Source organism: Nostoc sp. T09 (genome assembly GCF_002154695.1).
Taxonomy (GTDB): Bacteria; Cyanobacteriota; Cyanobacteriia; order Cyanobacteriales; family Nostocaceae; genus Aulosira.
This window is the reverse complement of sequence record NZ_MTAV01000268.1, coordinates 32,804-43,009: the sequence shown is the minus strand read 5'-3', so window position 1 is coordinate 43,009 and position 10,206 is coordinate 32,804. Positions and strand designations below refer to the sequence as shown.

Annotated in this window: 14 protein-coding genes; 5 read left to right on the top strand and 9 right to left on the bottom strand. The window is 42.5% G+C overall.

Translation table 11 applies throughout. From position 1 onward, the window contains the following. Positions 1-23: 23 nt before the first annotated feature. The 6 genes from BV372_RS34850 to BV372_RS34820 form a co-directional block, all read right to left on the bottom strand. Entirely contained in the window at positions 24-572 is a 549-nt protein-coding gene (locus tag BV372_RS34850; RefSeq protein WP_086692225.1) for a hypothetical protein, read from the bottom strand. Between the two features lie 144 nt (positions 573-716). Further along, on the bottom strand, positions 717-1,457 hold the full coding sequence (locus BV372_RS34845) for a M50 family metallopeptidase (RefSeq protein WP_086692222.1): 741 nt from the start codon (positions 1,455-1,457) through the stop codon (positions 717-719). Positions 1,458-1,589: 132 nt separating this feature from the next. Continuing rightward, positions 1,590-2,471, bottom strand: a complete 882-nt coding sequence (locus BV372_RS34840; RefSeq protein WP_086692219.1) for an FHA domain-containing protein — start codon at positions 2,469-2,471, stop codon at positions 1,590-1,592. A 167-nt stretch (positions 2,472-2,638) separates the two neighbouring features. Continuing rightward, the gene (gene pgl, locus BV372_RS34835; RefSeq protein ID WP_086692215.1) at positions 2,639-3,361 is read right to left on the bottom strand and encodes a 6-phosphogluconolactonase; all 723 of its coding nucleotides are present in this window, start codon (positions 3,359-3,361) and stop codon (positions 2,639-2,641) included. A 302-nt stretch (positions 3,362-3,663) separates the two neighbouring features. Continuing rightward, positions 3,664-4,407 (bottom strand): ribonuclease PH, encoded by a 744-nt coding sequence (gene rph, locus BV372_RS34825; RefSeq protein WP_086692211.1) that lies wholly within the window; start codon positions 4,405-4,407, stop codon positions 3,664-3,666. A gap of 134 nt (positions 4,408-4,541) precedes the next feature. After that, entirely contained in the window at positions 4,542-5,150 is a 609-nt protein-coding gene (locus BV372_RS34820) for a nucleoside monophosphate kinase (protein WP_086692208.1), read from the bottom strand. Between the two features lie 344 nt (positions 5,151-5,494). On the opposite strand from BV372_RS34820, the gene BV372_RS34815 reads away from it, so the two are divergent. From BV372_RS34815 to dcd, 3 genes are all read left to right on the top strand, one after another. Further along, positions 5,495-6,031: a P-loop NTPase family protein gene (locus tag BV372_RS34815; RefSeq protein WP_086692204.1), complete on the top strand. Its 537-nt coding sequence runs from the start codon at positions 5,495-5,497 to the stop codon at positions 6,029-6,031. A gap of 68 nt (positions 6,032-6,099) precedes the next feature. Beyond that, positions 6,100-6,402, top strand: coding sequence for a hypothetical protein (locus tag BV372_RS34810; protein WP_086692202.1), 303 nt, complete (start codon positions 6,100-6,102; stop codon positions 6,400-6,402). Between the two features lie 116 nt (positions 6,403-6,518). After that, the gene (gene dcd / locus BV372_RS34805; protein ID WP_218776817.1) at positions 6,519-7,088 is read left to right on the top strand and encodes a dCTP deaminase; all 570 of its coding nucleotides are present in this window, start codon (positions 6,519-6,521) and stop codon (positions 7,086-7,088) included. Position 7,089: 1 nt separating this feature from the next. Here the strand turns inward: dcd and dut are convergent, their stop codons facing one another. Then, positions 7,090-7,545, bottom strand: a complete 456-nt coding sequence (gene dut, locus BV372_RS34800) for a dUTP diphosphatase (protein WP_086692196.1) — start codon at positions 7,543-7,545, stop codon at positions 7,090-7,092. Positions 7,546-7,851: 306 nt separating this feature from the next. Here dut and BV372_RS34795 point away from each other — a divergent pair, with 306 nt between their 5' ends. Next, positions 7,852-8,607 carry a hypothetical protein gene (locus BV372_RS34795; RefSeq protein WP_086692193.1) on the top strand — a complete coding sequence of 252 codons (756 nt, stop codon included), beginning with the start codon at positions 7,852-7,854 and terminating at the stop codon, positions 8,605-8,607. Between the two features lie 50 nt (positions 8,608-8,657). On the opposite strand, the gene BV372_RS34790 is transcribed toward BV372_RS34795, so the two are convergent. Continuing rightward, positions 8,658-8,909: a DUF433 domain-containing protein gene (locus BV372_RS34790; protein WP_086692190.1), complete on the bottom strand. Its 252-nt coding sequence runs from the start codon at positions 8,907-8,909 to the stop codon at positions 8,658-8,660. Positions 8,910-8,967: 58 nt separating this feature from the next. Then, positions 8,968-9,690, bottom strand: coding sequence for an FAD-dependent thymidylate synthase (thyX, locus tag BV372_RS34785; protein WP_086692187.1), 723 nt, complete (start codon positions 9,688-9,690; stop codon positions 8,968-8,970). Positions 9,691-9,886: 196 nt separating this feature from the next. Between thyX and BV372_RS34780 the strand changes: the two genes are divergently transcribed. Further along, complete coding sequence (locus BV372_RS34780) at positions 9,887-10,102, top strand: chlorophyll a/b-binding protein (protein WP_086692185.1); 216 nt, start codon at positions 9,887-9,889, stop codon at positions 10,100-10,102. The last annotated feature ends 104 nt before the right edge of the window (positions 10,103-10,206 follow it).

The following is a 10,206-nucleotide window of genomic DNA, read 5'->3' as shown; positions in this document are numbered from 1 at the left end:
CAGGGTTTTCTTTTTTTATTCTTTTATTCAGAATACCCGGAAAGTGACAGAAGAGGGATAGGCTGGTTGTAGAAATCTCCGTTTTGCACCTTACCAGAGCGAATCTGTCCGTTGTAAACAACACGACTCAACAGACTGATTTGCATTTGGGTAAAGTCAAACGCCAATAAATTTTTCTTGCCTAAATATTTTGCTGGCCCCGTAAGTTTCACTAACACCGGGCCTACTTGCACCTGATTTCCTATTTCGCCTCTACCCAAATCCTGTTCTGAACTTGCACTAAAGGAAATATGCGCTGCGGCAAATTTAGGCATATACAAACCCTTACCTAAGACAATTCCCCCGCGCTTTCTCACCTTGCGTGTCCCAGTAGCAAAGCAAAGCCGCCATTTGCCAACGAGAGAATCAAAGTTATAAGTTAGCCGTTGCTGCTTGGCAGCTTTTTCTGCTGCTAGCAACGCATCCACCATCAAAGAAGCAGACGGAAGTTTACCACCTTCGCCTCGATAAGTAGCCGCAGCTTGAGATAATGCCGCAAAATCAGGTGTAGCCGTAGTTACATCAGCCGTCATGAACACACTCTGGATTTAAATTGCCCTTTATCTTCCATTCTGCACTTATTTTGCAATGGGAAACTTTAGAGTGTATCTTATCAACATTTATCGGCATAACCTGTGGGAAGCTGCCTTCCACGTGCCTATATCGGCGGTTAATTATTAATGACGATAAGCGACTTGGAGACTTCGGGCTAAAATCACCAAAGATGCGATCGCCATTAACCCACCCCAAAACCAATAAGGTAAAAACAGATACCGCTGCATTTGTGCCGTATCGGAAAGTCCTAAGGGACCTGCGCTGTAGCTAAATAAATAATCGAGTTGGTGGTATGTACTTATACAAGCTTGTACGCCGAGAAATTGAATGCCAAACCCCTGCACCCAACGCGGCGCTTTCAAAGCAATACCCAAGATAATTAAACCCAGTAAGGGAATTGCTACAAATCCAAATAACGAGCGTACCCAAACCAATGTGGAAAGCAGCAAAAAACCCCCTAATATTTTCAAACTGAGGGAAGCTGCCTTAAAACTGCGGGAAGCCAGAATCAAAGCTGCACCGGCAATCGGTGGACCCATTGGCCCTGCGGCTGCAACCAAGGCCGGGCCGATTGGCCCTAATGACGAAGCGATGCGATAAGTTGCTACACCGGAACCATTGCCAAAAATCTGTAATTTCTGAAACTGTCCCCCTAATATCAATGCCATCAAGCCGTGGCCCATTTCATGAAACCAAGTAGCTAGGATAGTAAAGGGGTATAAAATATAATCGCCTCCTGGGACTTGCCACAGCACTACAGTCGCGATCGCTGCGGCAATTAGCCAGGTTAGTCCCATGCGTTCTACTTCTGGCGGTGCTTCTTGGGGAAGCAAGTTTTTAAAATTTTTTCCTGGTTCCCTCATGAGTCAAGTCCCTTAACGTAATTACCTCAACAGCTTGAGTGTATTTTCTTCCATCCTAATCTACTTATTTAGTTTCAAGCAGGGATAAAAAACTCTCATAGTCAGGACTAAAGTCCTGACTACAAAATTTGTCTAAGCGAGTTGGAAGAGGAATGTTACCATATCTCCCTTACCCAAACTGATGCGATCGCCTGGTCTGAGGCGGTGTCTGTTCCCCGGTAATAGTGGCAAATTGTTGATGTAGGTGCCATTGGAACTGCCGACATCTTCTATATAATGAGCATCCCCCTCAACGCGAATATCTGCATGAATCCGCGAAACAATTTCCGAACTAGGAAATCCAGAGACATCCACATCTGGGGGAATGCGGTCATTAGGCTTGCCGATATGAATTACAGACAGCGTTTGGGGCAATTCTATATTGGTGTCGCTTTGGACGTGGAATAGGCTGGCTGTTACCTGCTGTAATTGAGTTCTGGCTGGGCTGACAGCAGGTGGGGGTGTTGCGGCTACTGGTTGTGGTTCGGGTGCTGCGATTGGTTCTGGTTCGGGTGCTGCGATTGGTTCCGGTTCCGGTTCTGGAAGCGGAGTAGGAGCGCCTTGCCCAGAAACAACAGGTTGTGGTGCTGCACTGATTTCTACTACCTGTGGCGGTGCTACTGGTGTTGTTATTTCTGGAGGAACCGCCACTGCTGTTGGCGGTAAGGGTGAAACCGCCACCGGATTGGGAACTGCCAAGGGGTCTGGTTGTATCAGTTCTACAAGTGGGTCAGGAGTAACCAACGCTGGTACTTCTAAAGGAACGTCAGGTGCGACGGTTGCTGCTACCGCTGTTGGAGGCGCTGCGGCACTTGCGCGCAAGTTATAGCCACACTGACCACAGAAAGCGGCATCTGCCTGCACAGTTGCCCCACAGCTGGGACAGTTGTTAGTCGCTGGTAACGGCGTATAACATGCTTCACACTGGACAGCGCCGTCTGGGTTGGGGTGATTGCAATTAGGGCAGACGATCATGGATTTAAGCCTTTGTTCAAGCTCATCATAAAATGGGACTGGCAAGCAGAGAGAACTCTGAGCGGCGGCTACCGCCGTAGACGCACAGCGGCTTGCCGCAGGCATCAAAAGTTCGCCACAGATGCAACTCTAGCTTTCGATTTTAACAATTACTCCTGATAGGTAACTTAAGTTTGGAGTTCCGAACCCGCCGCCGCATCGAGCAACCACCAAAGTTCTCCTTGGGGCTGAATCAAGCGTGATGGGTAAGTGAATTCATCGGCTACGGGTGCAAATACTTGAGCTAAAGCTGGTCGTTTATTAGCACCTGCAACTAGAAACATGACGCTGCGAGCCGAGTTGATGAATGGGTAGGTGAAGGTGATGCGGATGCTGCTATCTTTATTACCCACTGTAATTAAGCGATCGCTTACTTTTAACGCTTCTGTGTGCGGAAACAAAGATGCAGTGTGTGCATCATCACCCATTCCTAGCAAAACTACATCTAAAGACGGGAATTCTCCAGATGCAGAATTAAAAAAGTTTTGCAGATGCCGTTCGTACTTAGCCGCTGCAACTGCGGGGTCAGCTTCCAAAGTCGGCATGGCATGAATATTAGCGGCTGGAATATTAACGCGGTCTAGCCACGCACGACGCGCCATCAGTTCATTGCTATCAGGATGATCTGGTGGAACATAACGTTCATCTCCCCAGAATACATGGATTTTATCCCAAGGCAGTTTTTGATTGGCGATCGCTTCGTACAACGGCTTAGGTGTACTGCCGCCAGCTAAGGCAATGGTAAACTGCCCCCGCTCTTTAATAGCAGTATCTATCTTGGGCAGGATCAAGTCTAGCGCCCGTTTAACTAGCGCTGACTGATCCGGTAGAACTTCGACCGTTTTGCTCATGGCTTTATCATTACTTTGCCTGCTTCCAGCAATACAATACCGAACTTATTACAGTCCCCCTTTTTAACTTTTGAAACTTTTAACATCATTAGTATTTTGTTGATTAAAGCCACATCAGGCACATTTTTTAAATCTCACCAAATATTCACAAAATTAATCAGTAACATTACAAAATAACAATAAAAATTTACTAAGTATTTTCTGGGGAGATGGGGAACAAAACTCCCCACACTCCCCACACTTCCCACACTTCCCACACTCCCCACACCTCCCACACCTCCCTCACTCCCTCATCTCCTTGATCAATCCCGCACAAAAATCTCATCCCAGTCGGTAATCGCTTCTCTTTGGGCGATTAGCAATTCCTGAATTCCTTTTTCTGCAAAATCTAATAACTGATTCAACTGGCTACGGCTAAAGCTACCTTCTTCTCCTGTTCCCTGGATTTCAATAAGCTCCAGGGTTTGATTCATTACGACGTTGAAATCGACTGTTGCAGCCACATCTTCGATATAGTTCAGATCTAAAAATGGCTCTTCTTGCAACAAACCTACGGAGACTGCTGCTATTTGTCCGCACAGGGGCGATCGCTCTAGTTTTCCTTGGTGCAATAATCGGGAAATGGCATTAGCTAACGCTACAAAGGAGCCTGTAATTGCTGTTGTCCTCGTTCCGGCATCTGCCTGCAATACATCGGCGTCTACAGTCAGGGTACGTTCTCCCAGTGCCTCAAAATCTAATGCTGCTCTTAAGCTGCGTCCAATTAAGCGTTGAATTTCTTGCGTCCGTCCTGATAATTTCATCAATTCCCTTTCTTGCCGTTGTTGTGTGGCACTGGGAAGCATACGATATTCAGCAGTTAACCAACCTTTGCCACTTCCTGCTAGAAACTTGGGCACTCCTTCAGTAACGCTAACAGTACAAAGTACTTGAGTATCACCACATTTTGTCAGCACAGAACCAGGAGCAAAGCGGGTAAAGCCACTGTCAAAGCTGATAGGACGGAGTTGGTAGGGGTACCGGCCGTCTGGACGCTGCCAAACCATTGGAGTTGCCTCAAAATTTTCATATGAAATACTGCCTTAAGGTTACCTTAGCGCCACAGTCTCTCTAGAGGTCCAATTGTATAGTCAGCGTAAAACTAACGTAATGAAACTCTGTAGTAAAATTGCAGATTTTCTTAAGAAACTAAAAGTAGATTGAGAATATGGTGGTGCACAACTTCTGGTGATTGGTCGCCATTAATAGTCAAAAGTCGGCGGCGACGGTCGTAATATTCGAGTATGGGAATAGTGCGATCGTAGAATAACTCTATCCGGCGCTGTACAATTTCGGGTTGCTCATCGGGAAGCGATCGCCCCAAACAGCGATTAACCATAATAGCTTCTGGTACTTGTAAATAAATTGCCCAGTCTAACTTTTGTCCTAAATATTCCAATAAAAAATCTAATTCCTCTGCTTGAAAAGCAGTACGAGGATAGCCTTCCAATAACCAACCCGACTTTGAATCAAGCTGTATCAGCTGCGTCCGAATCAACTCAATCATCATTTCATCAGGGACTAGCTCCCCTTTTTCTACGTATGGCTGTGCATGGCGGCCCAAATCACATAGGTGATTGTTGAGGTACATAGGTGGACTCTCTTCTTGAAAGAGGAGCTGCTTGTCGCCAGACATTGCTTCTCGTAAAATTTCACCTGTAGAAATCTTAGGAATATTAAAGTGTCTACAAAGGTTTTGTGCTTGAGTGCTTTTCCCCGATCCTGAACCACCCAGAATCACCAATCTCACAACAATTCACTCCTCATCCTGTCAAATTCACTACTTACTTACTCTGTTGTGCCCAAACAAATGGGAAATCTAACATCTACTGATTTTCAGCTCTTGCACCCAAGGTTTTGATGAATTTTCACTGCTAGTTATGTGTTTTTATTTTTACAAATACTTGCATTTACAAGCGATCGATGCCAATATCATTAACCCTTGACTTCTGGGCAAACCTAGTGCTTGACTAAGAATGCAACTTGCCAAATACAACACATTTGTGAAAATTGAATTGATTTTACAGGTAGATTTGCGCTCACCTGTCTCAGGAAAATCACTTTGTTACTTTGTAATATTTTAAACTTCATTTTATGGTAGCCCAGCTAGATACTCCAAGTGTAAATTCGAGCCTCAATTTACTATCCCCTGTTGAAGGGCTAGTGCAAGTTTTCACTAGCTCACACCGTAACTTTTTTACGAATGTTATGGCTCAAGCACTGAGAATTGCCGGTCAAGGCACGCCAGTGTTAGTAGTACAGTTTCTCAAAGGTGGCATTCGTCAAGGACATGAACGACCCATTCAAATGGGGCAAAATTTAGATTGGATTCGTTGCGATTTGCCTCGCTGTATCGATACACCACAGCTAGACGATACCGAAAATGAAGCTTTACAAACACTGTGGCAACATACACAAAAGGTAGTCTTCGAGGGTAAGTATTCTCTCGTTGTCTTAGATGAGTTAAGTTTAGCGATCAACTTTGGTCTGATCCCAGAAGCTGAAGTTTTAGCATTTTTAGCAAAACGCCCTCCCCATATCGATATCATCCTAACTGGACCAGACACGCCCAAATCTCTTTTGGATGTAGCAGATCAAATTACCGAAATCCGGCGCAGTCATAGCCCTTAGCCCGCATAGTATTAATCTATAAGAAGTGAAACCTCTCCACCAAAAACCGCAAAAGGCAAAGGTGCTGCATGAGCGACTCCCCAGGACAATACAACGGGCAACCACAACCAAGCAGGCTTGAGCAAATAGAATTGCTGCTGCTACAAACTACTGCCAGCCTGAATCGCGTATCTCAACAGCAGGAAGTGAACACCCAAGCGATCACTCAGCTTGGTGACAAAATTGACCGATTAGCTGATCGGCAAGACAGCTTTCAGGTGCAACTAGAGGAAAGCATTAGCGAGTTAATCAAAACCATTGATTACGCTGTCGATCGGACTGAAGAACTGGTTAGGCGTTTCTTGGAACAAAGCAGTAATGGAAACGAGTAGACAATAGTAAAGAGAGAATCCGCATAAATAAATTTAGTGCCACTTCACGCTATCCTAGTAAGTCGGTTTGAATTAGCTGTGAACTTGTGATTAAAAACGATATTTGGATTACTCAAATGGCTCAAAAGGGTATGATTTCGCCTTTTGAGCCAACTTTAATCAGAAAAGTGCAACAAGACCCAGAAATAAGGACTAAACCAGTAATCAGCTATGGTTTATCTTCTTATGGCTATGATATCCGCCTTTCTTCATCTGAGTTCCGCATTTTTCGCCACATTCCCGGAACTGTTATTGATCCCAAAAACTTTAATCCTCAAAATCTAGAATCAACGCCTTTACATACGGATGTTAATGGTAGTTACTTTATCTTACCTGCTCACTCCTATGGTCTAGGCGTAGCCCTAGAAAAGCTAGAGGTTCCAAATAATATTACTGTGATTTGCATAGGGAAATCTACGTATGCACGCTGTGGCATAATTGCCAATTTAACACCTGCTGAAGCTGCTTGGCGGGGTCATCTTACCTTAGAGTTCTCTAATTCTTCTAGTGCCGACTGTCGCATCTATGCTAATGAAGGAGTAGTACAGTTACTATTTTTAGAAGGCGAACCCTGCGCTATTAGTTACGAGACCCGTCAAGGTAAATATCAGGATCAGGTAGAAATGGTGACACTGGCTCGCGTATAGTCTAATAATCTGCAAGTTTAGAATTTGCTATTATCCCTGTTGAGCCAAAACCACCAGTTCCTCTAGATGTATGACTGAGCTTATCAACTTCTTCAACTTCAACATGAATTACTGGTGTGATAACCATTTGGGCAATTTTCATTCCTTTTTTCACTTTAAAAAGGTTTTTACTATGATTGATTAATATTACGCCTATTTCTCCTCGATAACCTTCGTCTACCGTACCCGGTGTATTTAAAACTGTTATTTGATGGTTAAGAGCTAAACCACTTCTAGGACGAATTTGTGCCTCTGTTCCTTGTGGTAAATCTATTGATATACCAGTACATACCAATCTACTTTCCCCAGGAGGAATTTCTAGTTCGTCTACAGAGATTAAATCTAGCCCAGAATCATTTGGATGTTCATATTGGGGGATAATGGCTGACTCATTTAACTTAAGTATTTTTAATTTCATTAGCTTAAATGTATATTGACTAATAAATCGCTAGCTAATTATATTAGCTAGCGATTTATTTAATTAAAAGTAGCGTATATTTAAAAATTTTTTATAAAATGATCTGGTGACTTTTACTAGTTTGTAGTTATAAAGATAACAGACAATCGCAGTAGTGTAATATTTAGCTTAATTTAGGCAAGGTTCGCATAGCAAAGATTACAATGCTTAATCCAACATTATATTATAACGTATAATATTACACATTAAAACGGAAGATGTGTATAACTTCTAAGTAATCCTAATAATCATGTATAAGGAAAAATTATGTCATTACTAGCTGATACTGATCTGATCAAAATGATATGTACTACCAAACAGGAATGGCAGCAAAGAGACGATGATAATCCCAAAATTTATATTAATCCATTTAAACAAAATAGCTTAAAACCTGGAAGTTATGATTTGAGCGTTGGAAATAGTTATGCATCTGCCTTAAAAGGGCAATTTCAAGTAAATGATAATTGTCCAGTGACGATTGATGCAGGTGATACAGTTCTTATTACTACTCTAGAAGAAATTAAAATGCCAATAAACAAAAAAGTTTCGGCATTAATATTATCTAAGGTTTCTCAAGTATCAAAGGGTTTATCTCACATATCTACAACTGTTGATCCTGATTGGGAAGGTAAACTATTAATTGCTATCACTAATCATTCTAGAAAAAGTATAAAGCTTAATCTGGGAGAACCATTGTGCACAATGGTTTTTTTCGAGAATAAGTCAGCAGCAGATAAAGAATCAGCTTATGAACCGGGGAGAGTAGACATACTAACACGTCAGTTTTCTAGTACTGCTCCTGAATTACAACGCGAAATCGAGAAAAAAAAGATAGCTAGAAGAAGAAATTTTAATATTAGAATATTAATTTCTCTTGGTACTATTCCACTGTCTCTATTAATGGGTTATTTATTTTTTAATAACAATTTAGAATTATTTATAGCGGTAGCAGGATTAGGTGCAACGTTATCACAAACTGCATTGGCGGTAATAAGTAGCCGTCTGAACGACGATGATCAGTGATTTTTCCACACATATACGGCTTCTTCAACTTTTTGTTCAGGAGATTTTCGTCAAGCAGAATGAGCACAAGTAATTTGCTCCTGATTCAGCATTGCTTTTGTAATTATCTCCAATACTTGTAAAACCTGAGTTTGCAAATGTGGAAAATCTGCCAAAAATTCGGCTAAACCGCCTTCACCTTCCAAATAGTCGAAAAAAGTCTGCAATGGCACTCTTGTTCCCACAAACACAGGGCTTCCACTCATGATATCTGGATCAGAGCAAATAATTCGGCGATCGCTTAGAACTTTTTGAATATCCATCGTCGTTTAGCCAGTATTTAAATATAGTCTAAACCCGGATTTTGACTCTAGAATTAGTTTATGGTGCTAATCTCGCCTTGCCCAGACGAGACTTTTCATACCATTCTGCGATCGCTGGCACCCAATCTGCAAAATGGGGCCACATCATTTCACATAACTTTTGAATTTCGAGTTGAGCGTCTTTCTTGTTCCTCAAGTCACAAAAATGCAAGAAAGACCGTAAATTGAAACTTACTACAAAATGCTGACGATAATCAAAAGGCATTTTACCTCTTACGTGTTCCTCAGACATTCCCGCCTCAAAGTCAGCTTTGTATCGCTTGGCTGCTTCAAAACACCACTCTAAATCTGATGCTCTTTGCTCTGGTGAATAATAGTACTTTTTGCCTTGTCTATCACTGTAATAACCAACAGGACGCAGGTAGAAAACATCTTCGATGTCTTTCTTACCATTTACTACATCAATAAATTGGTTACCTGTATACCTAAAAGATTGTACATCAAATGATACACCTACCCTGTGTGTACGTGCCTGCTGCATGACACTGTGGGGAAAGTAGCCACAGTTAAAGACAATCTGGGGATGTTCTAAAGGCCCATAATGTCCTCTTTCACCTGCTAAAAGTCGCTTCACAATAATTTCGCCGCTTTGTGACTCCGAAGGCCACGAGTCGCGCTCGTCAAACACGAACCCCTCAGTGTAGTCCTGATGCATGGCGGCATAAATCACCTGCTGAGGATTGGGTGTTTTGCTAATAACCTCTACGCGGAATCGATGCATGAGCTAGTTAAGGCTTGATTGGTGGCTAGGAGTGCCTACTAATAAGTTGTGCAACCTGTTCGTTAGACATCTCCATGAGAACGATTCACTATCATATCTCTGCCTTGGACTTCATCTTCAGCAGACTCATTTAGTTTACAAAATTTAATATTTACGTTACACTCCGTTACATAGTGATTCAAGCCGGTAAAATCTCATGCGTACAAATGCTGCCATCGTTGACGATCAGGGACTAATGAACAACTTTGCGATCGAGCCAAAAGTGTATGTAGATGAGCAAGGCGATCGCACTGGGTTTACAACCTATGCAGAACTCCTCAACGGTCGTTTAGCAATGATTGGTTTTGTAGCTCTCATCGCATTAGAAGTTTTCACAGGACACGGGATCGTTGGCCTGTTGGCAAATCTGTAAAAGCTAATTTGAATTGCTGATTTTAATATTTTTTTAACAAGCGCAGAGACAGGAAATATCCCGTCTCTAATTTTATGTAAAATCAATGGTATTTTGAAAATAAC

What these genes read in the sequence shown, in the direction of transcription:
- BV372_RS34850 (WP_086692225.1), bottom strand. Translation starts at nt 572, where the DNA reads ATGACGGCTGATGTAACTACGGCTACACCTGATTTTGCGGCATTATCT.
- BV372_RS34845 (WP_086692222.1), bottom strand. Translation starts at nt 1,457, where the DNA reads ATGAGGGAACCAGGAAAAAATTTTAAAAACTTGCTTCCCCAAGAAGCA.
- BV372_RS34840 (WP_086692219.1), bottom strand. Translation starts at nt 2,471, where the DNA reads ATGATCGTCTGCCCTAATTGCAATCACCCCAACCCAGACGGCGCTGTC.
- pgl (WP_086692215.1), bottom strand. Translation starts at nt 3,361, where the DNA reads ATGAGCAAAACGGTCGAAGTTCTACCGGATCAGTCAGCGCTAGTTAAA.
- rph (WP_086692211.1), bottom strand. Translation starts at nt 4,407, where the DNA reads ATGGTTTGGCAGCGTCCAGACGGCCGGTACCCCTACCAACTCCGTCCT.
- BV372_RS34815 (WP_086692204.1), top strand. Translation starts at nt 5,495, where the DNA reads ATGGTAGCCCAGCTAGATACTCCAAGTGTAAATTCGAGCCTCAATTTA.
- BV372_RS34810 (WP_086692202.1), top strand. Translation starts at nt 6,100, where the DNA reads ATGAGCGACTCCCCAGGACAATACAACGGGCAACCACAACCAAGCAGG.
- dcd (WP_218776817.1), top strand. Translation starts at nt 6,519, where the DNA reads ATGGCTCAAAAGGGTATGATTTCGCCTTTTGAGCCAACTTTAATCAGA.
- dut (WP_086692196.1), bottom strand. Translation starts at nt 7,545, where the DNA reads ATGAAATTAAAAATACTTAAGTTAAATGAGTCAGCCATTATCCCCCAA.
- BV372_RS34795 (WP_086692193.1), top strand. Translation starts at nt 7,852, where the DNA reads ATGTCATTACTAGCTGATACTGATCTGATCAAAATGATATGTACTACC.
- BV372_RS34790 (WP_086692190.1), bottom strand. Translation starts at nt 8,909, where the DNA reads ATGGATATTCAAAAAGTTCTAAGCGATCGCCGAATTATTTGCTCTGAT.
- thyX (WP_086692187.1), bottom strand. Translation starts at nt 9,690, where the DNA reads ATGCATCGATTCCGCGTAGAGGTTATTAGCAAAACACCCAATCCTCAG.
- BV372_RS34780 (WP_086692185.1), top strand. Translation starts at nt 9,887, where the DNA reads ATGCGTACAAATGCTGCCATCGTTGACGATCAGGGACTAATGAACAAC.